Below are 24,718 nucleotides of genomic sequence, written 5' to 3'. Positions count from 1 at the left end.
GAAAGCTGTTTCGGTGGTCATAGCGGAGGGGAAACGCCCGGTCTCATTCCGAACCCGGAAGCTAAGCCCTCCAGCGCCGATGGTACTGCACTCGGGAGGGTGTGGGAGAGTAGGACGCCGCCGGACTTAACGTCACAGCCGAGGGCCACCCCGACCGGGGTCGGCCCTCGGCTGCTTTTCTATGTCTGCCCCCGAGTACTTTTGAACGTTGAGGCAAGCCCGCCAACCCGAGGGCCGGCCGTACCGGAAGGATTGATCCGTGACTACTGGACCCCAGGACGAGGGCGGCTCCGCCCCCCGCGACGACGAGCGCCGAGGCGGTCGTGATCGCGACGGGGACCGTGGCGGCTTCCGAGGCGACCGGGGAGACCGAGGCGGCTTCCGGGGCGGCGACCGCGACCGAGGCGGATCCGCCGGCGGCTACCGCGGCGGCGATCGTGACCGTGGCGGCGACCGTGGTGGAGACCGCGGCGGCTTCCGGGGCGGCGACCGTGACCGGGGCGGCTTCCGTGACCGTCCGCAGGGCGGCGGCTTCCGCGACCGTGACCGCGGCGGCTACCAGGGTGGCTCCGGCGGCGACCGTTCGCAGGGCGGCTTCCGGGGCGGCGACCGTGACCGTGGTGGCTACCAGGGCGGTGGTTACCGGGGTGGCGACAGCCGTGGCGTGACCGGTGGCGACCGTGGCCCGCGTGAGGGCGGCTTCCGGGGCGGCGACCGCGACCGGGGTGGCTACTCCGGTGGCGACCGTGGCGGCTTCCGTGACCGTGGTGACCGTCCGCAAGGCGGTGGCTTCCGTGGTGGTGACCGTGACCGTGGCGGTTATCAGGACCGTGGTGACCGTCCCCAGGGCGGGTTCCGGGGTGGTGACCGTGACCGTGGTGGCTACCAGGATCGGGGCGACCGCCCCCAGGGCGGCTTCCGCGGCGGCGATCGTGACCGGGGCGGAGACCGTGGTGGTTTCCGGGGCGGCGACCGCGAAGACCGTGGCGGCTACCGCAGCGACCGTCCGCAGGGCGGCGGCTTCCGGGGTGGCGACCGTGACCGGGGCGACCGTCCCCAGGGCGGCGGCTTCCGGGGCGGCGACCGTGACCGTGGCGGTTACCAGGACCGTGGCGATCGTCCCCAGGGCGGGTTCCGCGGTGGTGACCGTGACCGGGGCGGTTACCAGGACCGGGGTGACCGTCCGCAGGGCGGGTTCCGGGGCGGTGACCGTGACCGGGGTGGCTACCAGGACCGGGGTGACCGTCCGCAGGGCGGGTTCCGGGGTGGCGACCGTGACCGGGGCGATCGTCCCCAGGGCGGTGGCTTCCGGGGCGGCGACCGTGACCGTGGCGGTTACCAGGACCGTGGCGATCGTCCCCAGGGTGGCTTCCGTGGTGGCGACCGCGACCGGGGTGACCGTCCCCAGGGCGGTGGCTTCCGGGGCGACCGTGACGCCGGTGGATCGCGTGGCAGCTACCAGGGTGGCTCGGGTGGCTTCCGGGGCGGCGACCGCGACCGTGGCGGCTACCAGGACCGAGACCGGGGTGGCTTCCAGGACCGTGGCGGCTTTCGGGACCGTCCGCAGGGCGACCGTCCGGGCAACCGGGGCGGCAGCGGGTTCCGTGATCGGCCGCAGGGTGACCGGCCCTTCCGTGACCGTCCCCAGGGTGACCGGGGCGGGTTCCGGGGTGGCGACCGTGACCGTGGTGGCTACGACCGTGGCGACCGGGGCGGCTTCCAGGACCGTGGCGGCTACCGGGGTGACCGTGGCCCGCGTGAGGGTGGTTTCCGCGACCGGGACGACCGTGGTCCCCGCGAGGGTGGTTTCCGCAACCGCGACGACCGTGGACCCCGCGACGGTGGCTACCGCGACCGGGACGACCGGCCGCGTGTGCGTGACGACCGTGCCGAGCGCGGCCACCCGGCCCGGGACGATCGGGGCCGCGACGACCAGCCGGCGTTCCTGGCTCCGGAGATCCCGGCCGACATCGAGGCGAGCGACCTCGACAAGGAGGTCCGCTCCGAGCTGCTGACGCTGACCCGCGACGTCGCCGACAAGGTGGCGCGTCACTTGGTCGCGGCCGGTCAGATCATCGACGAGGACGCCGAGCTGGCGCTTCAGCACGCTGTTGCGGCCCGGCGCCTGGCGTCCCGCATCGCCGTGGTGCGTGAGGCCGTGGGCCTGGCCGCGTACGCGGCGGGGGACTGGACGACCGCGATCGCTGAGCTGCGTACCTACCACCGGATGACCGGCAAGCAGACGCACCTGGCCGAGCTGGCCGACTGCGAGCGCGCGCTGGGTCGTCCCGAGCGGGCCATCGACCTGTTCCGCGGCGCCGACATCGACAAGATGGACAAGAACGGCGCGATCGAGCTGCTCATCGTGGCGGCCGGTGCCCGCGGTGACCTCGGCCAGCACGACGCGGCGGTGGCGATGCTGCAGGTGCGCGAGCTGACCGGGGACGAGGACGCCGAGTGGGCGGCACGGCTGCGGTACGCGTACGCGGACGCTCTGCTCGCCGCCGGCCGGCGCGACGAGGCCCGCGAGTGGTTCACCCGCGCCGCCACGGCCGACGACGACGGCCTGACCGACGCCGCCGAGCGGTTGCTCGAGCTCGACGGCGTGACGATCGAGGACGACGACCAGGAACCCGCCGAGGGTGACGAGCGCAGCGGCACGACGCCGGACGAGGAGGAGCGCGAGTTCGACGGCGACGACGAGCCGCGGGCCGCGACCGGCGAGGACGACGACCTCGACGAGGACGACGACTACGACGAGGACGAGGACGACGAGCCGCGGGCCTCGGCCGATGAGGACGACGACTACGACGACGAGGACGACGAAGACGACCTCGAAAACGAGCCGCGGGCCTCGGCCGATGACGAAGACGACGAGGACGACGACGACCTGGACGGGGACGAGCCCGTCGCGGCGGCGGACACCGACGTCAACACCGACCCGGTGGCCGTCGAGGACGTCGCCGAGGAGCTCGAAGCCGACGCCGAAGAGGCCGCCGAGGCCAAGGCCGACGCCAAGGCCAAGGACGACGCGAAGGGCGAGGCCGGGGATGTCGCAGCTGACAAGGCTGAGGACGCCAAGGCGGACGGCGACGAGTTCGTGAGCGAGCGGAAGCCGGAGTGACCGACGATCTGGCGGGCGGCTACGACCTGGTCGTCTTCGACCTCGACGGCGTCGTCATCCTGATCGATCACGCGATTGACGGCGCGCCCGAGGCGATCGGTGCGCTGCATGAGCGGGGCACCGCCGTGGCGTACGCGACGAACAACGCGTCGCGTCGCTCGGCGGAGGTCGCCGCCCTGCTCACCGGCATCGGTGTTCCGGCGCAGCCGGCCGAGGTTCTCACCTCGGCCGGCGCCTCGGCCGCTGTGCTCGGCGAGAAGCTGCCCGCCGGTTCGCCCGTGCTGGTGGTGGGGGCCGACGCGCTGCGCGACGAGGTCGTCGACGCGGGTCTGACCCCGGTCAGCACGCTGGAGGACAAGCCGGTCGCGGTGGTGCAGGGCTACGGGCCCGAGGTGGGCTGGCGTCTGCTGGCCGAGGCCGTGCTGTCGGTGCGGGCCGGCGCGATGTGGGTGGCCACCAACACGGACAAGACGCTGCCGAGCCCGCGCGGGCCGCTGCCGGGCAACGGGTCGCTGGTCGCCGTGCTGCGCACCGCGCTCGACCGCGAACCCGACCTGGTGGTCGGCAAGCCCGAGCCGGGGCTGTTCACCACGGCCGCGTCCCAGTCGCACGCCGAGCGGCCGCTGGTCGTCGGCGACCGGCTGGACACCGACATCCAGGGTGCGGTCACCGCGGGCATGGACAGCCTGCTCGTGCTGACCGGCGTGAGTGGTCCGGCCGACCTGCTGGCGGCCGGACCGGAACGCCGTCCGTCCTTCGTCGCGGCCGACCTGAGCGGCCTGTTCCGCCCGGCGGCCGACGCCACCGTGCCGCTCGACGCCGACGAGGCCGGCGGCTGGCGGGTGACCCGCGACGATGACACGGCCACGTTGGACGGCGAGGGCGACCCGGTCGTGGCGCTGCGCCTGCTGTGCCGCGCGACCTGGAACGGCGTGCCGGTGTCGGGCCTGAGCGGTTCCTCCGAGCAGGCCCGCGATCTGCTCGCGGAGTGGGGCCTGTAACCCAGCGGCTATGGGTCTTCTGCGTGTCCGAGCACTGCGGGGCCGCGGGCGCCGGTTCGGCGGCTGAGGTGGTTCCGCGGAGTCGCGTCACGTCGGTGGGCCGGGCGGCGGGCTGAATGGTGTCGCACCGGTTCGGTGGGCGGGGCGGCGGGCTGGGGTGGTTTCGCGGGGAGGCCTCGCGCCGAGTTGGTGGGGGCTGGGGCGAGCGGGGCGGCGGTACGATCCAGCACGTCGACGCCACCGAGGAACGCGCATGACCGGCGACCCCGCCGACCCGGGCCGGGCGCGGACGCTCGACGACCTGATCCAGGGGCTGCGGTCGTTGAAGGTGTGGGCGGGTGATCCCTCGTACGACGCCATCACCGCCCGCGTGAACGCCGCGTGGATGACCGCCGGGCGGCCGGGTGGTGAGCTGACCCGCAAGTCCACGCTGGTCGACTGTTTCAAGCTCGGCCGCCGGCGCCTGAACACCGACCTCGTGCTGGCGATCGTGCGGGCGTTGCACCCGGACGAGGGCTACGTCGCGCAGTGGCGGCAGGCGCTGCGGGTCGTCTCCGGTGAGAGCGAGGCCGCGGCCCAGGTGCGGGTGCAGGATTTCCTGCCGCCGCCGCTGCCGGGGTTCACCGGGCGGGGCGTGGAGGTGGCCGAGCTGCGGCGGGTGTCCCCGCGCGGCGACACCGTGGTGATCTCGGCGGTCGAGGGGATGGCCGGGGTCGGCAAGACCCAGCTGGCCGTTCACGTCGGACATCAGCTGCGCCGCGACGGCTCGTACGAGCATGTGCTGTTCGTGAATCTGCGCGGGTTCCACCCCGATCCGGCGCAGCCCCCGGCCGACCCGTCCGCCGTCCTCGACGGGTTCCTGCGGCTGCTCGGCGTGCCGGGACAGCAGATCCCGCACGAGCTCGAGGCCCGCACGGCGCTCTATCGGGACCGGCTGGCCGGCACCCGCGCGCTTTTGGTGCTGGACAACGCGGCCACGACCGAACAGGTGCGACCGCTGCTGCCGGCCACCTCCGGATGCCTGGCGCTGGTCACGAGCCGGCGCCGCCTCGACGGCCTGCGCGCGTCGACCCGCCTCAACCTCGACGTCTTCCGCCCGTACGAGGCCGAGAAGTTTCTCTCCGAAGCCCTGCCGGACGTCCCGGTCGGCTCGGACCCGCAGGCGGCGGCCCGGATCGCCCGCCGGTGCGGACACCTGCCGCTGGCGCTGGGCCTGGTCGCCGCGCACATCCGGGGCACGCCGGGCTGGACGCTGACCGACCACGCCGACCGGCTCGACGAGCGGCACCGCGGCCGGCGGCTGGACAACGGGGTGGAGCTCGCCCTCGACCTGTCCTACCGGCATCTGCCGGCCGAGCTGCGGCGCCTGCTGCGGCTGGCCGCCTCACACCCGGGGCACGACCTCGACGCGTACGCGGTGGCGGCTCTGACCGGCGCCGACCCGCCGAGCGTACGGACGGGTCTGGAGCAGTTGTGTTCCGACCACCTGTTGCAGCAGGCCGCGCCCGGGCGTTACACGTTCCACGACCTGGTGCGGGCCTATGCGGGCGTACGCGCGGAGGAGGAAGAACGGCCGGCCGAGCGGAACGCCGCCCTGACCCGGCTGTTCGACTACTACCTGGCCGCCGCGGCCACCGCCGTGCACGCCGTCTATCCGGCCGAGGCCCACCGTCGCGCGCCGATCCCCTCCGTGGACACCCCGCTGCCCGCCCTGGAAAGCTCGGAGGCGGCCGTGGGATGGCTGGACGCCGAACGTCCCACCCTGGTCGCCGTCGTCGCGCACGCGGCCGCCCAGGGCCGGTCCGGCCACGCCCTCGCGCTGGCGAACACGCTCTACCGCTATCTGGACGGCGGGCACTACGCCGACGCGCTGGCCGTGCAGAGCCACGCCGTGCACGCCGGACGGCAGAGCGGGAACAGCGCGGGGGAGGCGCACGCGCTGGCCAATCTCGGCATCGCGTGCATGCGGCTCGGCCGCTACCAGCCGGCGACTGAGTATTCGCGGCAGGCGCTGGAGCTGTTCAAGGCGGCCGGTGACCCGAAGGGGCAGGCGCGGGTGATGGCGAACCTCGGGCTGATCGCGAAACGCTCGGGGGACTACGCCGGCGCGGCCGACTGGCACCGGCAGGGCCTGCGGTTCTTCCGCGAGTCGGGCGACCTGCCGGGCGAGTTGAGTCAGCTGGCCGGCCTGGCGCTGATCGAGCAGCGGCTGGGGCACTATGCCGAGGCCATGGAGCACTACGGGCAGTCGCTCGAGCTGAGCCGGCGGGCCGGGCACGACATCGGTACGGCCTATGCGCTGCACGGGCTCGGGGTGGTCGAGGGCAAGGCGGGCCGGTACGCGGCGGCGCGTGAGCACCTGAACCAGGCGCTCGCTATGCAGCAGGCCCTGCGGAACCGCGGCGGCGAGGCCAGCCTGCTCGACGAGCTGGGCTCGCTGCACCTGCTGATGGGCGAGCCGGGCCGGGCGGCCGAGCAGTTGGAGCGGGCGCTGGCCATCGTGCGGGAGCTGGGCGACGCCGACAGCGAGGCCTGGGTGCGCAACGGGCTGGGCGAGGCGGCCACGGCGTCGGGGCGGGCGGCCGATGCCGTCACCCAGCACGAGGCCGCGCACACGCTGGCCGAGCGGATCGGCATGCCGGACCAGCACGCCCGCGCCCACGCCGGTCTCGGGCGGGCGCATCGGGCGCTGGGCGATCGGGGAGCGACCCGCGAGCATCTGGAACGCGCGGCCACGCTCTACGACGAGCTGGGCATGCCGGAGGGCGCCGAGCTGCGGGCCGAGCTGGATCCGCCGGAATCCGCTGAGCTGCGTGCTGAGGTCGGCATTCCGGGCGCCGAGGTGCGGGTTCAGGTAGGTACGCCGGAGGGCGCCGAAGTGCGGGCTGAGGTGGGTCCGCCGGAATCCGCTGAGCTGCGCGCCGAGGTGGGACCGCCGGAGGGCGCTGAGGTGGGCCGGCCGGAATCCGCCGAGCTGCCCTGACGGCGGTCCGGGACGCGACGTCCGATTGCCGCCAGCTTCGGCCGGCACGGGCGGCGAGCATGGGCGCATGCATGTCGTACCCGGACTCAAGGTTCTCTACTTCGGCACGCCCGTGGTGCTCATCAGCACCCTCAACGAGGACGGCACCGCCAATCTCGCGCCCATGTCGTCGGCCTGGTGGCTGGGCCAGACCGCGATCATCGGGATGGGCGACCGCAGTCGTACGGCGGGCAACCTGTTGCGCGAGCGGGAATGTGTGCTCAACCTGCCGCACTCGGCGCTGGTGGACGCGGTTGACCGGATCGCGATGACGACCGGGCGGCCGGACGTGCCCGAGGGCAAGGCGGCGCAGGGTTACCGGCACGTGGCCGACAAGTTCGCGCTCGGCGGGCTGACCGAGCAGGCCTCCGATCTTGTGGGGCCGCCCCGGGCCGCCGAGTGCCCGATCCAGTTGGAGGGCCGGGTCGCCGGGACGCACCGGCTCGGTGGGGGCGGCGCTACCGCGTACGAGATCGAGATTCTGCGCACCCACGTCGACGCCGACCTGGTCGTGCCGGGCACCGCCTACGTCGACCCGCTGAAGTGGGACCCGCTGATCATGAAGTTCTGCGAGTTCTTCGGCAGTGGCGTCAACGTGCACCCGTCACGGCTGGCCGAGGGCTGGCGGATGCCCGCGCTGGGCCACATCGGAACGTGACGCCAAGCGGGCCGCCCTGAGGAGGGTGCGGCCGGTCAGAGGAGCTTGCGCAGCTTGAGCAGGTCGAACGGGTTCGCCTTGATCTTCACCTGGCCCGATCCGACCGCGCGGGTCACGTCGAGGCGGCCGGCGACCAGGGCGATCAGGTCGTCGCTGTTCGCGATCAGGGCGATCTTGGCCTTGGGGTCGTCGCCGTCGGCGATGCCGGTCAGCAGGCCGTCGGCGAGCCGCCCGTGGAACGCCGTCTCGAGGTCGGGAACGCGGCACGCCAGGGTGCGGTCGAAGTCGAGTTTGCCGCGGGTCTCCGCGTTCCTCTCGAGCCGGGCGGCAAGGTCGTGCAGCGCCTGCCGGCACTCGTCCACGGTGGCCATCGGATCCCTTCCTCGCGACATGCGGTCGGCGTACCGCACCGTACCTCACGATCTCCGGCGAACCGACCGGTAGCGTGGCACCCGACGAGCCGCGAGAGGAGCGGAACATGCCGGACGCATGGCGGGCGTATCTGGAGATGGCGCTCGGACTGACCGAAGCACCGCGCAAGCGCGCCCAGAAGGTGGCGGGCGAGCTGGTGAACAAGGGCGGGGCCACCGCCGCGCAGTTGCAGGGCCTGGTCGACGACCTGCTGTCGGCCGGCATGGCCAACCGCGAGGCGCTGACCAACATCGTGCGCTACGAGGTCGACAAGGCGCTCGGCGTGGTCGGCCTGGCCACCGCCGAGGAGGTCACCGAGCTGACCACCCGCGTACGGGATCTGGAACGTCAGCTGCGTGAGGCGGAGTCGCGGGCCCAGGGCGGCACGGCGGCCGACGCGCCCAGTGAGGGCACCGGCGGCACGCGGCTCGACGAGCCGGCCCCGCTGCCGCGCAAGGTTGCGAAGAAGGCGGTGGCCAAGAAGGCCGCGCCCAACAAGATGCCGTCGGCCGGCACCACCCCGGCCACCCAGCCCGCGAACACGTCGCGGGTCGCGTCACCGGCCGCCACGCCGTCCGCGGAACCGGCCGGGAAGGCGCAGCCGCCGGCCAAGAAGGCCGTGGCGAAGAAGGCGGTCGCGAAGAAGGCTCCGGCCAAGGCCGTCCCGCCGCCGGACGAGGTGATCCCGGCGGATCAGAAGGCGACTGCCAAGGCTGCTCCGGCGACGCTGCAGGCCGAGGCGCAGGGGGCCCGGCCCGCCAAGAAGGCCCCGGCCAAGAAGGCTCCCGCGAAGAAGGCGGTGCCGGAGAAGGCCGCCGCCCCGGCGGAGAAGGCGGTGCCGGAGAAGGCCACGGCTCCCGCGAAGAAGGCTCCGGCCAAGAAGGTGGCGAAGAAGGCTCCGGCCACCCCGGCCACCCCGGCCGGCACGGCCGACGCGCCGACCGCCGGCGTCAAGGAGGCCGCGGCCGCCACCGAGCTGCCGCCGGTCAAGAAGGCCGTCTCGCCGGCGTTCGTCGAGCCGCAGAACCCGGAGTCGTGACGCGATGACCAACCCGACGCCCGGCAACTTCCGGCCCGGGCCGCCTCCGGGCGGTTTCCGGCCGGGTCCGCCGCCGGTCCCGCGCCCGCCCGTGCATCCCCCGGCCGCGCCGGCCGCCCCGGCCACGGTTTCCGTGCCGCCCGCGGTGGACGAGGAGACCGGACGCATCGTCGAGGAGACCGGGCACCCGGCCGTCGACGAGGTGCTGCGGTCGCTGGCCAACGCGGCCCGCCTCGCTCCGGCCGAGCAGATCGCCGAGTACGAGGCGGCGCACCAGGTTCTCCAGGAGACCCTGGCGAGCATCGACCGGTGAGAACAGCAGACCCTGGCGAGCATCGGCCGGTGAGAACAGCAGACCCCGGCGAGCATCGGCCGGTGAGAACAGCAGGCCTCGGCGGGCATCGACCGGTGAGGAACTGATGGCTCGTCGTGCCCGTCTCGACGCCGAGCTGGTGCGGCGCAAGCTGGCCCGCTCGCGGGAGCAGGCCGCCACGCTCGTGGAGGCCGGCCGCGTGCAGGTGCGCGGCACGGTCGCCCGCAAGGTGGCGGCCATGGTCGACCCGGCCGACCCGGTGATCGTCACCGGCGAGGACCCGGCGACCGAGTACGTGTCGCGCGGCGGCCACAAGCTGGCCGGCGCGCTCGCCGCGTTCGGCCCGCGCGGGCTGGCCGTCGAGGGCCGGCGCTGCCTCGACGCCGGGGCCTCGACCGGGGGCTTCACCGACGTGCTGCTGCGCGCCGGGGCCCGGCAGGTGGTCGCGGTCGACGTCGGTTACGGCCAGCTGGCCTGGCCCATCCGTACCGACGAGCGGGTGGTGGTGTTCGAGCGTACGAACGTCCGGTCGATCACCCCGGAGACGATCGGCGGGGTCGTCGACCTGACTGTGGCGGATCTCTCGTTCATCTCGTTGCGCCTGGTGCTGCCGGCCCTCGCCGCCTGCACGGATACCGACGGCGACCTCGCGCTGATGGTCAAGCCGCAGTTCGAGGTCGGCAAGGAACGGGTGGGCGCGGGTGGGGTCGTACGGGAATGGCCGTTGCGGGCCGAAGCCGTGCTCGATGTCGCGTCGGCCGCCGCTGAGCTGGGTCTCGGGGTGGCCGGGGTGACCGCGAGCCCGTTGCCGGGGCCGAGCGGCAACGTCGAGTTCTTCGTCTGGTTCCGCCGGGACGCGCCGCCCGCCGATCGTGCGGAGATCGAAGAAGTTGTCGCCGCCGGGCCCGCGATCAAGGTAGCTTCTGCCGGGCCGGAGCAGACGGCAGCCCCCTTGGAGGACACATGACGCGCTCGGCCCTGCTGGTCACGCACACCGGCCGGCGGCAGAGCACCCAGCACGCCCGTACGGTGGCGCGCGACCTGCTGGCCGCCGGTTTCGAGGTGCGGGTCATCGCCGAGGAGGTGGCCGATCTCGATCTGCCGCCCGAGGTGACCCCGGTCGAGATCGGGCAGGCCGCGGCCGAGGGTGTCGAGATCGTGCTGGCCATGGGCGGCGACGGCACCTTCCTGCGGGCCGCCGAGCTGGCCCGCCCGGTCAAGGCGCCGCTGCTCGGCATCAACCTGGGCAAGGTCGGCTTCCTGGCCGAGGCCGAGATCGACCACCTCGATCAGGCGGTCAAGGATGTCGTCGACGGTTCGTACAAGGTGGACGAGCGCCTGACGCTGGACGTGCGGGCCGAGTACGGCGGCCGGGTGATCGCCGAGTCGTGGGCGCTCAACGAGGTCAGCGTCGAGAAGGGCCAGCGGACCCAGATGCTCGAGCTGCTGGTCGACGTGGACGGCCGCCCGCTGGCCCGCTACGGCTGCGACGGCGTGGTGTGCGCGACGCCGACGGGCTCGACGGCGTACGCGTTCTCGGCCGGTGGCCCGGTGGTGTGGCCCGAGGTCGAGGCGCTGCTGCTGGTGCCGATCAGCGCCCACGCGTTGTTCAGCAAGCCGCTGGTGACCGCGCCGACGTCGTCGTTCGCGCTGACCGTGGATCCGTACACGTCGTTCGCGGTGCTCTGCTGTGACGGCCGTCGCACCTGGGACCTTCCGCCGGGGGCCAAGGTCACCGTTGAGCGCGGCCAGTTGCCCGTGAGGCTGGTCCGCCTGCAACCGCGGCCATTCACCGACGTGCTCGTGGCGAAGTTCGCTCTGCCGGTCGAGGGGTGGCGCGGCAGCAAGCGGTGAACCACGGCAACCCGCGGTGGGCAAATGTCGGGGGGCACCACTACTGTCTGCCGTGTGCTGGAGGAACTGCGCATCACCGGGCTCGGCGTCATCGACGACACGACGCTGCGGCTGACGGCGGGCATGAACGTGATCACCGGTGAGACCGGTGCCGGGAAGACCATGGTGGTGACCGGTCTCGGCCTGCTGTTCGGCGGCCGGGCCGACGCCGGGCGCGTGCGCGCCGACCCGGGCCGTGCGGTGGTCGAGGGCCGGCTGCGTCTCGGCGGCAAGCTGTCCGACGAGGTGGCGACCCGGGTGTCCGACGCGGGCGGCGAGGTCGACGACGACGGCTCGGTGCTGCTGAGCCGCACGGTCACGATCGAGGGCCGGTCCCGGGCCCACGTCGGCGGCCGCAGCATGCCGGTGTCGATGCTCAGCGACCTGGGCGAGCGGGTCCTGGCCGTGCACGGCCAGTCCGACCAGCTGCGCCTGCTGCGTCCGGCCGAGCAGCGGGGCGCGCTCGACCGGTTCGCCGGCCCCGAGCACGAGAAGCTGCTGGAGAGCTACCGCGAGGCCTACGGGCGCTGGCGGGCCGTGGTCGACGATCTGACCGACCGCCGCCGCAACGCGCGGGCCCGTTCGCAAGAGGCCGACCTGCTCAAGCTGGGCCTCGACGAGATCAGCCGGGTCGACCCCCAGCCGGGCGAGGACGACGACCTGCGCAACGAGGTGCAGCGCCTAGAACACGCCGAGGGTCTGCGGGTCGCCGCCGCGCTGGCCGCCCAGGCGCTGGCCGGCGGGGTCGAGGTGACCGAGGAGTCGCCCGACGCCACCCAGCTGCTGGGCACGGCCCGGCGCACGCTGGAGGCCCAGGCCCCGGTCGACCCGATGCTGGGCGAGCTGGCCGGGCGCATCGAAGAGGCCGCGACCCTGGTCGGTGACGTCTCGGCCGAGCTGTCGGCCTATCTGGGCAGCCTCGACGCCGACCCGGCCCGCCTCGAGCAGATCTACGAGCGGCGGGCCGAGCTGCGCGCGCTGACCCGCAAATACGCCGACGACGTCGAGGGTGTCATCGTCTGGGCCGAGGAGGCGCGCACCAAGCTGGCCGCGCTCGACTCCTCCGACGAGCTGCTCGACGAGCTCGACAAGGAACGTCAGCGTCTCGAGGCCCAGGTGACCGAGCTGTCGGCCCGGCTCACCGAGGCGCGCACCGAGGCCGCGGGCCGGTTCAGCGAGGCGGTCAGCGTCGAGCTCGCGGGTCTGGCCATGCCGCACGCCCGCGTCGAGGTCGCCGTGGTGCCGCGCACAGCCGCCAAGGACGAGCCGGCGATGGGCCCCGACGGCGCCGACGAGGTGGAGCTGCGCCTGCTGGCCCACCCCGGTGCGCCGTCGCTGCCGCTGCAGAAGGGCGCCTCCGGCGGTGAGCTGTCCCGGGTGATGCTGGCCATCGAGGTGGTCTTCGCCGGTGCCGGCGGCCCCGAGACGCTGGTGTTCGACGAGGTCGACGCCGGTGTCGGCGGCACGGCCGCGGTCGAGATCGGCAAGCGGCTGGCCCGGCTCGCGCGCACCCATCAGGTGCTCGTGGTGACCCACCTGCCGCAGGTGGCCGCGTTCGCCGACCGGCACCTGGTCGTCGCCAAGGACACCGGCGGCGCGATCACCACCAGCGGGGTGCGCATAGTGGAGGAGACCGAGCGCGCGCGGGAGCTGTCCCGCATGCTGGCCGGGCTGCCCGACTCCGATCTGGGCATCGCGCACGCGGAGGAGTTGCTGGCGGTCGCGGGCCGCGAGAAGAGGGCCTGAGCAGGCCGCAGGAAAGGGCCTGAGCATGCAGCAGGGAAGGGCCTGAGCATGACGCGGGGAGAAGCGGGGAAAGGGACTGCGCACTGCGCGGAGAAGGGCCCGAACAGGCCGCGGGAAAGGGCCTGAGCAGGGCGTTCGGTCATGGCACCATGACTGGAAGGAACTAGCGGGGCAAATGCCCCTTAGTGGGTGAGATCGCTCGTGTCGCGTGCCAGGCGTGTGATCCGGCATGTCAGGATGGCCGTGATGCGACTTCCCACCTTGCGCCGCGCGCGGAGCACCGATCCCGATGCCCTCGCCGGCACCGCGCGCCTCGACCGCCGCACCAAGCGCCTGACCGGCCGCCTGCGTCCCGGCGACATCGCCGTGATCGACCACGTGGACATCGACCGGGTGGCCGCCGACGCGCTCGTCGCGGTCGGGGTCGCGGCCGTGCTCAACGCGAAGCCGTCGATCTCGGGCCGCTACCCCAACCTGGGCCCCGAGGTGCTAATCAAGAACGGCATCGTCCTCATCGACGATTTCGGTGAGGAGATCTTCGAGCGGCTGCACGAGGGTGTCTCGGTGGTCGTCGAGGGTGACACCGTGCTGCTCGACGGCGAGGCGGTCGCCTCCGGCGTCCGGCAGGATGTCGAGACCGTGGCCCGCTCGATGGCCGACGCCCGCGAGGGCCTGTCGGTGCAGCTCGAGGCGTTCGCCGCGAACACCATGGACTATCTGAAGCAGGAGCGGGAGCTGCTGCTCGACGGCGTCGGCGTGCCCGACGTGCGCACCCACATCGCCGGCCGGCACGTGCTGATCGTGGTGCGGGGCTACGACTACAAGGACGACCTCGACGTCCTGCGGCCCTACATCCACGAGTACAAGCCGGTGCTGATCGGCGTCGACGGCGGCGCCGACGCACTGGTCGAGTCCGGCTACACCCCCGACATGATCATCGGAGACATGGACTCGGTCACCGACGACGTGCTGCGCTGCGGGGCCGAGGTGGTCGTGCACGCCTATCCCGACGGCCGCGCGCCCGGCCTCGAGCGGGTGCACAAGCTCGACGTGTCCGCGCTGACCTTCCCGGCCGCGGCCACCAGCGAAGACCTGGCGATGCTGCTGGCCGACGACAAGGGCGCCACCCTGATCGTGGCCGTGGGCACGCATGCCAACCTGGTCGAGTTCCTCGACAAGGGGCGCGGCGGCATGGCGTCGACGTTCCTGACCCGGCTCAAGGTCGGCGGCAAGCTGGTCGACGCCAAGGGCGTGAGCCGGCTCTACAAGCAGAACATCTCCGGCTCGGCCCTGCTGCTGCTCGTGCTGTCGGCGACCGCGGCGATGGCGTCGGCCGTGGCCGTGTCGACGGTCGGGAAGGCGTACCTGACCGTGGTTTCCGAGTGGTGGGACAATCTGGTCTTCCAGCTCGGCCATCTTTTCTGACTACGGGGCTTTCGTCGTGATCAACTTCCGGTACCACGTGGTGTCGCTCACCGCGGTCTTCCTCGCGCTGGCCATCGGGCTGGTCGTGGGCACGGCCGCCCTCAACGGTCCGGTGGCCGACAACCTCAAGAGTCAGATCACCGCGCTCAACAAGGACCTGTCCAACAAGCGCGACGAGATCAACCAGTACCGCGAAGAGATCAACCGCAGTCAGGACTTCGCCACCGAGATCGCGCCGACGGTGCTCAACGGCAAGCTGGCCGGCCGCAAGCTGGCCGTGCTGGCGCTGCCCGGCACCGACCAGTACGCCGACAAGGTGATCCAGATGCTGACGATCGCCGGCGCGACGATCACGGCCAAGGTCACGGTGCAGGACAAGTTCTTCGACCCGGCCGTCGAGTTCGAGCTGCTCGACCTGGCCAGCGAGTCGTCGCAGCCCACGATCGGCACGGCCGACCTGCCGCTGAACAGCAACGGCGTCGAGACGGCCAGCGCCCAGCTCGCCATGGCGCTGCTCTCGCGCACCTCGCCCGCGGGCGGCGCCCCGGTCACGCAGCCCTCGGCCGGTGACGTGACGGCGGTGCTGACGGCCTACACCAAGGCCAGCTACATCGCGGTCGACGACGACGCCGTGGGCGGCGCCGAGGCCACTGTGATGGTCACCGGGGCGCCGGCCGTCGACAAGGACGCCGCCAAGAAGGCCCAGTCGCTGGTCTACATGGCCGGCGAGGTCAGCAAGAACCGGCCGCTGGTGGTGGCCGGGGTCGGTGTCGGCGAGGGCAACCTGATCTCGGCCGTGCGCGGCGATCCGACCCTGGTCAAGGACATCTCCACGGTGGACAACGCGAGCACCGCCGACGGCCAGGTCGCGGCCGCGATGGCCACGATCGAGCGGGTGGTCGACGACAAGGTCGGCCAGTACGGTCTGGCCGCCGGGGCGGCGTCGTTCGTTCCCAAGGCCTCCTCCTAGACTTCGCAGCCATGGCTTCTGTCCTCCGGTCGGCCGGCGTCGGCGCGGCCGTCGCCCGCGCCACCCTCGCCTGGATCCGTCGCGACCAGCGCGCCGCCGCCCTCGAGCGCACCAACTTCCACGGCCGCACGGTCACCCTGGCGGGTGGTCCGGCGCTCGCCGCCGGCGCGACCACGGCGGCCGCGCTCGGCGCCCGTGACGCCCGGCTGGCCGCCGCGGCGGTCACCGCGGGTGCGGTGTCGGGCGCGGTCGGCCTCTATGACGACATCGTCGGCAACCGCCCCGAGCAGAAGACGGCCAAGGGTTTCGCCGGCCACCTGGGCGCGCTGCGCGAGGGCCGGGTCACCAGCGGCCTGGTGAAGATCGCCGGGGTCGGGGCGGCCGGATTCGTGGCCAGCGCGCTGATCGGCAGCAACCGGTCGAGCCGGGCCGGTCGGGCCACCGACGTGCTGCTCGGCGCGGGCGTCATCGCCGGGATGGCCAACCTGGTCAACCTGCTCGACCTGCGCCCCGGCCGGGCGATCAAGGCGGGCGCGATCGTGGGAGCGCCGCTGGTCGTGGGGCGCGGCGGCGGGGTCGCGGCGGGCACGCTGGGCGCCTCGGCGGCGCTGCTGCCCGACGACCTCGGCGAAGAGATCATGCTGGGCGACTCCGGGGCCAACGCGCTGGGCGCGCTGCTCGGTGTCGCGCTGGTGGCGCGCAGCGGGCCGGGTGGGCGGCTGGCGGCGCTGACCGTGCTGGGCGCGCTGACCGCGGCCAGCGAGAAGGTCAGCTTCACCAAGGTCATCCAGGACACGCCGTGGCTGCGCCGCGTCGACGAGCTGGGCCGCCGGGGCCCGGCATGAGCGCCGGCACCGCGGCGGGCTGGGTCGCGGCGGGCTGGGTCGCAGCGGGCTGGGTCGCAGCGCCAGAGGGGCACGCTCGCAGGGGCCCGGCTTGACCAAGGCGCCCGCGGCGAAGATCGCCGGGGCGGCCGCCCTGATCACCGTGCTGACGGTGCTGGCGCGCATCGCCGGGTTCGGGCGCACCTTCGTCTTCCTGCACACGGTCGGCCACGAGAACCTGGGCGACATCTACAACGCCGCCAACACCATCCCGAACATCGTCTTCGAGCTGGTCGCCGGTGGTGCCCTGGCCAGCCTGGTGGTGCCGTTGCTGGCGGGCGCCGTGGCGGCCGGTGATCGGGAGCGGGTCAGCGCGGTCTCCTCGGCGCTGCTCACCTGGGTTCTCCTGCTGCTGGTGCCGATGGCCGTGCTGGTCGCCCTGCTGGCGGGCCCGATCGCCGGTCTGCTGCCCCGGGTGACGGCCGAGCATCAGGAAACGGCGGCGAGCATGCTGCGGGTCTTCGCACCCCAGCTTCCCCTGTACGGGATCGGGATCGTGCTCACCGGTGTGCTGCAGGCCCATCACCGGTTCGCCTGGCCGGTGATCGCCCCGCTGCTGTCCAGCGTCACCGTGATGGCGGCCTATCTGTCCTACGCGGCGGTGGACGGCGCCAAGACCGACTTCGCCGGGCTGACCCGCACCGGCGAGCTGTTTCTGTCGGTCGGTACCACCTGCGGGGTCGTCGTCCTCGCGCTCTGCCTGTTCATCCCGCTGCGCAAGCTGCGGCTGCGCCTGCGGCCGGCCCTGCGGTTCCCCGGCGACGAGGGCCGCCGGGCGGTTCGGCTCGGCTGGGCGGGCGCCGTGACCGTCGGTTCCCAGCAGCTCATGACGATCGTGGCGATCGGGCTGGCGACCGGTGAGGGGCTGACGCTCTACAACGCCGCCCAGACCATCTTCCTGCTGCCCTGGGCGGTGCTGGCCGTGCCGCTGGCGACCGCCGTCTATCCCACGCTGTCGGCTTCCGTGAGCCAGGGCGACGAGACCGCGTACGGGAAAGCTCTGTCTGGCACCGCCCGCTCGGTGATGCTGCTGTCGGGCCTCGGCGTGGCCGCCCTGATCGCCGTCGCCGGTCCGGCCGCCTATCTGATCGACGCGACCCCGGCCTCATCGGGCATCGTCGGGTTCGCGCCGGGCCTGCTGGGCTACGCGCTGTTCGCACTGCTGTCCCGCGCGCTCTATGCCCGCGGGGCGACGGCCGCGGCCGCCTTCTCGACCGCCGTCGGCTGGATCGTGGCCGCCGGTTCCGCCCTGAGCCTGATCGGGCTGGGGGAGGACCGCCTGGTGTTCGGGCTCGGCCTGGCCAACAGTCTCGGGATGTCGGTCATCGGACTCTTGCTGGTGCTGGCCGTGCGCCGGCACGCCGGACCGGCCGCGCTCGCTGGTCTGGGCCGCACCACGCTGGTCACGGTCGTCGCCACCGGCCTCGCCGCGCTCGCCGGCTGGGGCGCGGTCGTCGGTCTGGGCGGCTTGTTCGGCCCGACCCCCCAGGTTCTCGGCAGCATCGTGCAAGGCATATTGGGTGGGCTCGCCGTGCTGGCGGTCTTCGCGGCCGTGGTCCTCCCGCTCGCGCGGCACGACCTGGCACCGCTGACCCGCCGGCTGCGGCGCCGCGCGACCTAGAAGGGGTTCTTCACGTGGGTGACGACTGGCGTGGTTCGGTGGCTCTGGTGCTGGCGTCCAGCACCGGCGGGGTCGGCCAGCACGTCGCCTCCCTGGCCCGCGGCCTGGTCGCGGCCGGCTGCGACGTGATGGTCTGCGGCCCGGCCGCCACCGACGAGCTGTTCGGCTTCGCCGCCGCCGGCGCCACCTTCGTGCCGGTCGAGATCCCGGCCACCCCCGGCCCGCAGGACGCCGGCGCCGTCCGCCAGCTGCGCAACGCCCTGGCCGCCCGGCACCCCGACGTGGTGCACGCCCACGGGTTCCGGGCCGGGTTCGTGGCCCAGCTCGCCCGCTCGGGGGCGCCGCTGGTGGTCACCTGGCACAACGCCGTGCTGAGCCGCAAGGGCCTGCGTGGTCAGGCGTCGGCCCTGGTCGAGCGGGTCGTCGCCCGCAGCGCCACCCTCACCCTGGGCGCCTCCGAAGACCTCGTCGAGCGGGCGACCGCGCTGGGCGCCCGCAACGCCCGCCTCGGGGCCGTCGCCGCGCCCACCCTTCCCACGCCGAAGCGCACCCGGAGCGCCGTACGGGCCGAATTCCGCCTGCCGTCGCAGACCCCGCTGATCCTCTCGGTCGGCCGTCTGCACCCGCAGAAGCGTTACGACCTGCTCGTCGACGCCTCGGCCCGGTGGCGCGACCTCGACCCGGCCCCGGTGGTCGTGGTGGCCGGATCCGGTCCCAGCTACATGTTCCTGGCCCAGCTGGCCTCGCAGAAGCACGCGCCGTTCCACCTGCTCGGCCGTCGCAACGACGTGGCCGACCTGCTGCTCGGCGCCGACCTGGCGGTGATCACCAGCGACTGGGAGGCGCGGCAGCTCTTCGCCCAGGAGGCCCTGGAAGCCGGGGTGCCGCTGATCAGCACGGCCGTGGGCGGGTTGCCGGGCCTGGTCGGTGACGCGGCGATGCTGATCCCGCCCGACGACGTGGACGCGCTCGACAACGCGGTGCGGGCGATGCTCGACGACCCGGCCCTGCGCGCCGACTACGCCGCCCGGGGCCCCGAGCAGGCCGCGACCTGGCCGACCGAGTCCGACACGGTGGCTGACGTGCTGACCGCGTACGGGGAAGTGACCGGCTCTTGATCGTGAAGTCTCTCGACCGGTTGCGCCGGGTCCGCAGGCCGTCGACACCCGCCGGCCGGGGTGTCGCGCGCTGGATTCCCTATCTGGTGGTCGCGCTGGTGGCGGTGGCGAGCCTGGCCGGGCTGGCGATCCGCCCGGACAGTGACACCAACCCCGGCAGCGCCGACTACGTGATCATGGCGGGCTCGGCCGGGCTGCGCTGGGACGACCTCGATCCGCAGCGCACGCCGACCCTGTGGGCGGAGGCGACCAAGGGCTCGATCGGCTGGCTGTCGGTGCGCTCGGCGATGCGGGTGACCTGCCCCTCGGACGGGTGGCTGACGCTCGGCGCCGGCAACTACGCGGCGTGGCCCCGGCACACGACGGGCAGCGTCTGCGAGCCCGCGGAACCGGCGATCACGCAGCCCGACGACATCGGCGCCAACCTCACCGAACAGCGCTCGGTGGTGCAGAACAACCAGGACCTTCTCCCGTACGGGGCGGTGCCCGGCGCCCTGGCCGAGTCGGTGCGCTGCACGTACGCGTTCGGGCCGGGAGCGGCGATGGCGGCCGCCCGTCCGTTCGGCCGTGTCGACAAGTACAAGCCGTCGCTGCCCGCCGACACCCGCGGCCTGCTGTCCGAGTGCAACCTGAGCATCATCGACCTGGGCGCGGTGACCGGCACCGGCGAGCAGCGGCGCCAGCAGGTGCAGGCGGCCGACGCGACCCTGGCCCGGGTCGTCGCCGCCCGTCCGCAACGCTCGCTGCTGATCGTCGCCGGCGTCTCCGACACCGAACGCTCCAACCGCCTGCACGTGGCGATCGCCGAGGGCGAGGGCTGGAACGGCGGCTGGCTCACCTCGGCCGGCACCGGTCGTGAGGGCTACCTCCAGCTGATCGACCTCGCGCCGACGGTGCTGACCGCGCTCGGCAAACCCTCACCCGAGAAGCTGTTCGCCGGGCGTAGCGTGACCGTGGTCGAGGAGAGACCGGCCGACGTCTCCGAGGCGATGCTGGGTGTGCACAACGCCGACCAGCGCTCGGTTGCCCAGAACGCGGTCGCCGAGATCTTCTTCACGGTGCTGGCCGGTCTGCAGATCCTGCTGTTCCTGCTGGCCATCCCGGTGCTGGTGCGCGCCCGCCGGCACACCGGCCCCCGCGGCCCGTCCCTGCCGCCGGGCCGGGTCGTCGCCGTGCTGGAACTCGCGCTGATCGCGGGTGCCCTGGCCATCCCGGCCGCCTTGCTGGCCGATGCCACCCCGTGGTGGCGCAACTCCCACCCGGCCTGGGTCTTCGGCACCGTCACGGGGGTGTTCATCGCGGTCGGCACCGCGTTCGTCCGGTTCGCCCCGCGCTACCGCCGCCGGCTCTGGCCGCTGGGCGCCGCGGCCGGCATCGCCGCCGTGGTCGTCGGCTTCGACCTCCTCACCGGCGCCCAGTTGCAGCTCAACGGCGTCGCCGGCTATTCGGCGGTGCACGGCGGCCGCTACGCGGGCGTGGGCGGGGTCGGCCTCGGCGTCTTCGTGGCCGGCCTGCTCGTGCTGGCCGGCTCGCTGGCCCAATGGATCACCAGGCAGTGGCGCCCGGTCGTGGTCGTCATCCTCGGCGGCATCGGCGTGGTCATGGTCGGCAGCCCCTATCTCGGCGCCGACCCGGTGGGTGCGATCGCGGTGACCGCCGGGGTCTGCGTGGCGGCCGCGATCACCACCGGCGGCTGGCTGACCTTCCCGCGGTTCGCCTGGGCGGCGCTGGCCGGGCTGGGCCTCACGATCGGGTTCGCGCTGCTCGACATGCGCCGGCCCGCCACCGACCAGAGCATCCTCGGCCGGGTTCTGACCGAGCTGCTGAACGGCACCGCCGGCCCGGCCATGCAACGCAACGCCGCCGCCAACGGGCAGGCCCTGCTCGACAGCCCGCTGACGATCCTGGCCGTGGCCGGGGTGCTGATGCTGGCCTTCTGCCAGTTCTCGCCGTGGGGCGGTCTCAACCGGCTCTTCGGGCTGCACCCGGCGCTGCGGGCGGCCGGGGCCGGGATCACGGTGGCCACGCTGATCGCCGGGGTGCTCAACGGCTCGGCGCTGACCGTGGCCGGAGCGGCGGCCGCGACCGCGGTGCCCACCGCCGTGCTGACCGCTCTCCGGGTGTTGCTGCATGCCGCCGACCGGACCCGTCCCGAGGGGGAGACGGACGGGCCGGGTGGGCCTTTGATGCGTGAAGATCCGTCTTTGACCGGCCGGGTTTGAACCCGGCAGATTCGGGGACACGCGTCGCCACCAGCCCGAACCGTGGGGGAGACCGCGTAGGTGTTACGGTGGACTCCCGTGGATGGGGCTTCTTAGAGACCCGGTTCGCACGTCGGTTAAACAGACGACCACGGGAGCAAGGCCTTGGCCTCTACAGTGCGCGACACGCGGCACATCTTCGTCACCGGGGGCGTCGCCTCCTCGCTGGGCAAGGGCCTCACCGCCTCCAGCCTCGGCAACCTTCTGACCGCGCGCGGGCTCCGGGTCGTCATGCAGAAGCTCGACCCGTACCTGAACGTCGACCCCGGAACGATGAACCCGTTCCAGCACGGCGAGGTCTTCGTCACCGAGGACGGCGCCGAGACCGACCTCGACGTCGGCCACTACGAGCGGTTCCTCGACCGGGCGCTGTCCGGCAAGGCGAACGTCACCACCGGCCAGGTCTATTCGGCCGTCATCGCCCGCGAGCGGCGCGGTGAATACCTGGGCGACACCGTCCAGGTCATCCCGCACATCACCAACGAGATCAAGTCGCGGATCTTCGCGATGGCCGAGCCCGACGAGAGCGGCCGCAAGCCCGACGTCGTGATCACCGAGGTCGGCGGCACGGTCGGCGACATGGAGTCGCTGCCCTTCCTCGAGGCCATCCGTCAGGTGCGCCACGAGGTCGGCCGTGACCGGGTGTTCTACCTGCACGTCTCGCTGGTGCCCTACCTCGCGCCCTCGGGCGAGCTCAAGACCAAGCCGACCCAGCACTCGGTGGCGGCGCTGCGCAACATCGGTATCCAGCCCGACGCGCTGGTCTGCCGCAGCGACCGCGAGATCCCCGAGAAGCTCAAGCACAAGCTGGCCCTCTACTGCGACGTCGACCGCGAGGCCGTGGTGGCGGCGCCCGACGCGCCCAGCATCTACGACATCCCCAAGGTGCTGCACGACGAGGGGCTCGACGCTTACGTCGTACGGCGTCTGGGTCTGTCTTTCCGCGACGTCAACTGGACACAGTGGGACGACCTGCTGCAGCGCGTGCACCACCCGAAGCGGACCATCACCATCGCGCTGGTCGGCAAGTACGTCGACCTGCCCGACGCCTACCTGTCGGTCAGCGAGGCCATCCGGGCCGCCGGCTTCGCCAACAACGTCAAGATCCAGATCCGCTGGGTGCCGAGCGACGACTGCGAGACCACGGCCGGTGCGGCGGCGGCCCTCAAGGGCGCCGACGGCATCGTGATCCCCGGCGGGTTCGGCGTCCGCGGCATCGAAGGCAAGATCAACACTTCCCGGTACGCCCGGGAGAACCAGATCCCGATCCTCGGCATCTGCCTCGGCCTGCAGTGCATGACCATCGACGCCGCCCGCCACTTGGCCGGCATGGCCGGCGCCAACTCGCTCGAGTTCGACGAGCGCGCGCCGTACCCGGTGATCTCCACGATGGCCGACCAGGAAGACATCGTGGCCGGCAAGGGCGACCTGGGTGGCACCATGCGTCTCGGCGCCTACCCGGCCGACCTGCAGGAGGGCTCGATCGTGGCCGAGGTGTACGGCTCGACCGACATCTCCGAGCGGCACCGCCACCGCTACGAGGTCAACAACGACTACCGGGCCAAGCTCTCGGAGGCCGGCCTGGTCTTCTCGGGCACGTCGCCGGACGGGCGTCTCGTCGAGTTCATCGAGCTCGACCGTTCCGTCCACCCGTACTTCGTGGCCACCCAGGCCCACCCCGAGCTGAAGAGCCGGCCCACGCGCCCGCACCCGCTCTTCGACGGCCTGATCAAGGCTTCCATCTCGTACGCGGCGGCCGACGAGCTCCCGGTGGACCCGTCGTGACTTTTGAGCATGACGTCAAGTCCCGGGTCGTCCGCTACGAGGGACCCATCTTCACCGTCCTCAGCGACGAGGTGACGATGTCGTCGGGCGGCACCGCCCACCGCGACCTGGTGCGGAACAAGGGTGCGGTCGGTGTGGTCGCGCTCGACGAGGTCGGACGGGTCGTGCTGATCCGTCAGTACCGCCACGCGGTGGGGCAGCGCCTGTGGGAGCTGCCGGCCGGGCTGCGCGACGTGACCGGCGAGGCGCTGGAACTGACGGCGGCGCGGGAGCTGGCCGAAGAGGCGGACCTGAGGGCGGCGCAGTACCACCTGCTGATCGACCTCTACACCTCGCCCGGTTTCGCCGACGAGACGATCCGCATCTTCCTGGCCCGCGACCTGACGGCGGTGCCGGACGAGTCGCGCTACGAACGCACGGACGAGGAGGCCGACCTCGAGGTCGCCTGGATCGACCTCGACGAGGCGGTGGCCATGGTGTTCCGCGGCGAGATCACCAACGCGGCGGCCGTGGGCGGCCTGCTGGCGGCGGCCCGGGCCCGCGACGAGGGATGGGCCACGTTGCGCCCGGCGGACACGGCCGCGATCTGAGCTTGCTTGCCCCCGCGGGCTGAGGTCGTCTCGCGGGGGTGAGCTTGTCGCGGACGGGCTCGTTTCCGGGGGTGGCTTCTCGTTCGCCTCGGGCAGTGTTTCTCTCGCGGGCTCGGCTTCGCGGCTGAGCTTGCTTCTCTCGCGGGCTCGGCCTTCTCGCGGCTGAGCTTGCTTCTCTCGCGGGCTCGGCCTTCTCGCGGCTGAGCTTGCTTCTCTCGCGGGCTCGGCCTTCTCGCGGCTGAGCTTGCTTCTCGCGATCTGACAGACCGGCGCGCCGGCCCCGATTCCCCTCAGGGCCGGCGCGCCGCTGTCATCCCCCCGGGTAAGCGCGGCCCGGCCGCCACCGAACCCGCACTTACCGCCTTTATCGGCGACACCCCCAGCCGGACGCCGATAAAGCCATTCCACCATTGATGTTTCCCTTACGGCGTGTCCTGTTTCCCCTCTCGCAGGACGGAATCCGTTGCCTGGCAACGCTTCTCACCAACACCAATGTGGACTGACGGGAATCATGTTCTCCCGCGTTCCTGTTCCCGACAATCTCCTTTTCGGCGATGCCGAGGGCATTTTTCAGATATCTTCCGCGCGCCTGAAGGTCGTTCTTTCCGACCGTTCGGGGGAGTCCGCGGAACACTTTTTAGGCCATAGGCAGTCGCGCTGATCCGGGTCAGTTCCCGTTATTGATCACCCGCCGCCCGCCCGCCGGGGTTTCCGGCTCGCGGGCTTGGCCGGGCCGGCGGCGTGGCGACTCGCGGGCTCCGCGGGGCCGGCGGCGTGGCGACTCGCGGGCTCCGCGGGGCCGGCGGCGTGGCGACTCGCGGGCTCCGCGGGGCCGGCGGCGTGGCGACTCGCGGGCT

General features: G+C 72.8%; 17 protein-coding genes, 1 rRNA gene and 1 pseudogene. 18 read left to right on the top strand and 1 reads right to left on the bottom strand.

The window, feature by feature from the left end:
* The first annotated feature begins 9 nt into the window (after nt 1-9).
* The 5 genes from rrf to JIG36_RS50585 all read left to right on the top strand — a co-directional run bounded on the left by rrf (nt 10) and on the right by JIG36_RS50585 (nt 7,805).
* Nucleotides 10-126 (top strand): 5S ribosomal RNA (gene rrf, locus JIG36_RS50605).
* Nucleotides 127-259: 133 nt separating this feature from the next.
* Complete coding sequence (locus JIG36_RS54865; protein ID WP_438870822.1) at nt 260-3,124, top strand: tetratricopeptide repeat protein; 2,865 nt, start codon at nt 260-262, stop codon at nt 3,122-3,124.
* Entirely contained in the window at nt 3,121-4,125 is a 1,005-nt protein-coding gene (locus JIG36_RS50595) for an HAD-IIA family hydrolase (RefSeq protein WP_203384119.1), read from the top strand. The genes JIG36_RS54865 and JIG36_RS50595 overlap by 4 nt, the downstream gene beginning before the upstream one ends.
* A 253-nt stretch (nt 4,126-4,378) precedes the next feature.
* Entirely contained in the window at nt 4,379-7,108 is a 2,730-nt protein-coding gene (locus JIG36_RS50590; RefSeq protein WP_203384118.1) for an ATP-binding protein, read from the top strand.
* Between the two features lie 67 nt (nt 7,109-7,175).
* Complete coding sequence (locus JIG36_RS50585; protein WP_203384117.1) at nt 7,176-7,805, top strand: flavin reductase family protein; 630 nt, start codon at nt 7,176-7,178, stop codon at nt 7,803-7,805.
* Between the two features lie 35 nt (nt 7,806-7,840).
* Here the strand turns inward: JIG36_RS50585 and JIG36_RS50580 are convergent, their stop codons facing one another.
* Nucleotides 7,841-8,176, bottom strand: coding sequence for an alkyl sulfatase C-terminal domain-containing protein (locus JIG36_RS50580; protein ID WP_203384116.1), 336 nt, complete (start codon nt 8,174-8,176; stop codon nt 7,841-7,843).
* A gap of 107 nt (nt 8,177-8,283) precedes the next feature.
* On the opposite strand from JIG36_RS50580, the pseudogene JIG36_RS50575 reads away from it, so the two are divergent.
* From JIG36_RS50575 to JIG36_RS50515, 13 genes and pseudogenes are all read left to right on the top strand, one after another.
* A pseudogene (locus JIG36_RS50575) lies at nt 8,284-9,015 on the top strand (phasin family protein); the annotation flags it as partial.
* 244 nt (nt 9,016-9,259) lie between these two features.
* The gene (locus tag JIG36_RS50570) at nt 9,260-9,568 is read left to right on the top strand and encodes a hypothetical protein (protein WP_203384122.1); all 309 of its coding nucleotides are present in this window, start codon (nt 9,260-9,262) and stop codon (nt 9,566-9,568) included.
* A 106-nt stretch (nt 9,569-9,674) separates the two neighbouring features.
* Nucleotides 9,675-10,535 carry a TlyA family RNA methyltransferase gene (locus JIG36_RS50565; RefSeq protein ID WP_203384114.1) on the top strand — a complete coding sequence of 287 codons (861 nt, stop codon included), beginning with the start codon at nt 9,675-9,677 and terminating at the stop codon, nt 10,533-10,535.
* Nucleotides 10,532-11,422, top strand: a complete 891-nt coding sequence (locus tag JIG36_RS50560) for an NAD kinase (RefSeq protein WP_203384113.1) — start codon at nt 10,532-10,534, stop codon at nt 11,420-11,422. Before JIG36_RS50565 ends, JIG36_RS50560 begins: the two co-directional genes overlap by 4 nt.
* Nucleotides 11,423-11,476: 54 nt before the next feature.
* Nucleotides 11,477-13,207 (top strand): DNA repair protein RecN, encoded by a 1,731-nt coding sequence (gene recN / locus JIG36_RS50555; protein ID WP_203384112.1) that lies wholly within the window; start codon nt 11,477-11,479, stop codon nt 13,205-13,207.
* 246 nt (nt 13,208-13,453) lie between these two features.
* The gene (gene steA / locus JIG36_RS50550) at nt 13,454-14,632 is read left to right on the top strand and encodes a putative cytokinetic ring protein SteA (RefSeq protein WP_203384111.1); all 1,179 of its coding nucleotides are present in this window, start codon (nt 13,454-13,456) and stop codon (nt 14,630-14,632) included.
* A gap of 16 nt (nt 14,633-14,648) precedes the next feature.
* Nucleotides 14,649-15,602: a copper transporter gene (locus JIG36_RS50545; RefSeq protein ID WP_203384110.1), complete on the top strand. Its 954-nt coding sequence runs from the start codon at nt 14,649-14,651 to the stop codon at nt 15,600-15,602.
* A gap of 11 nt (nt 15,603-15,613) precedes the next feature.
* Nucleotides 15,614-16,447, top strand: coding sequence for a hypothetical protein (locus JIG36_RS50540; RefSeq protein WP_203384109.1), 834 nt, complete (start codon nt 15,614-15,616; stop codon nt 16,445-16,447).
* A gap of 91 nt (nt 16,448-16,538) precedes the next feature.
* Nucleotides 16,539-18,107 (top strand): murein biosynthesis integral membrane protein MurJ, encoded by a 1,569-nt coding sequence (gene murJ, locus JIG36_RS50535; RefSeq protein WP_203384108.1) that lies wholly within the window; start codon nt 16,539-16,541, stop codon nt 18,105-18,107.
* 14 nt (nt 18,108-18,121) lie between these two features.
* A complete protein-coding gene (locus JIG36_RS50530) occupies nt 18,122-19,225 on the top strand; it encodes a glycosyltransferase family 4 protein (RefSeq protein WP_203384107.1) in 1,104 nt (367 codons plus the stop codon).
* A gap of 2 nt (nt 19,226-19,227) precedes the next feature.
* A complete protein-coding gene (locus JIG36_RS50525) occupies nt 19,228-21,447 on the top strand; it encodes a hypothetical protein (RefSeq protein ID WP_307873251.1) in 2,220 nt (739 codons plus the stop codon).
* A gap of 144 nt (nt 21,448-21,591) precedes the next feature.
* Nucleotides 21,592-23,271: a CTP synthase gene (gene pyrG, locus JIG36_RS50520; RefSeq protein WP_203384106.1), complete on the top strand. Its 1,680-nt coding sequence runs from the start codon at nt 21,592-21,594 to the stop codon at nt 23,269-23,271.
* A complete protein-coding gene (locus tag JIG36_RS50515; RefSeq protein ID WP_307873250.1) occupies nt 23,268-23,861 on the top strand; it encodes an NUDIX domain-containing protein in 594 nt (197 codons plus the stop codon). Before pyrG ends, JIG36_RS50515 begins: the two co-directional genes overlap by 4 nt.
* Nucleotides 23,862-24,718: the final 857 nt, after the last annotated feature.

The organism is Paractinoplanes ovalisporus (assembly GCF_016834655.1).
Lineage (GTDB): Bacteria > Actinomycetota > Actinomycetes > Mycobacteriales > Micromonosporaceae > Actinoplanes > Actinoplanes ovalisporus.
This window is presented reverse-complemented; position numbering and strand designations above follow the sequence as displayed.

What these genes read in the sequence shown, in the direction of transcription:
- steA (WP_203384111.1), top strand. Translation starts at nt 13,454, where the DNA reads ATGCGACTTCCCACCTTGCGCCGCGCGCGGAGCACCGATCCCGATGCC.
- JIG36_RS50590 (WP_203384118.1), top strand. Translation starts at nt 4,379, where the DNA reads ATGACCGGCGACCCCGCCGACCCGGGCCGGGCGCGGACGCTCGACGAC.
- JIG36_RS50540 (WP_203384109.1), top strand. Translation starts at nt 15,614, where the DNA reads ATGGCTTCTGTCCTCCGGTCGGCCGGCGTCGGCGCGGCCGTCGCCCGC.
- JIG36_RS50565 (WP_203384114.1), top strand. Translation starts at nt 9,675, where the DNA reads ATGGCTCGTCGTGCCCGTCTCGACGCCGAGCTGGTGCGGCGCAAGCTG.
- JIG36_RS50570 (WP_203384122.1), top strand. Translation starts at nt 9,260, where the DNA reads ATGACCAACCCGACGCCCGGCAACTTCCGGCCCGGGCCGCCTCCGGGC.
- JIG36_RS50580 (WP_203384116.1), bottom strand. Translation starts at nt 8,176, where the DNA reads ATGGCCACCGTGGACGAGTGCCGGCAGGCGCTGCACGACCTTGCCGCC.
- JIG36_RS50560 (WP_203384113.1), top strand. Translation starts at nt 10,532, where the DNA reads ATGACGCGCTCGGCCCTGCTGGTCACGCACACCGGCCGGCGGCAGAGC.
- JIG36_RS50585 (WP_203384117.1), top strand. Translation starts at nt 7,176, where the DNA reads ATGCATGTCGTACCCGGACTCAAGGTTCTCTACTTCGGCACGCCCGTG.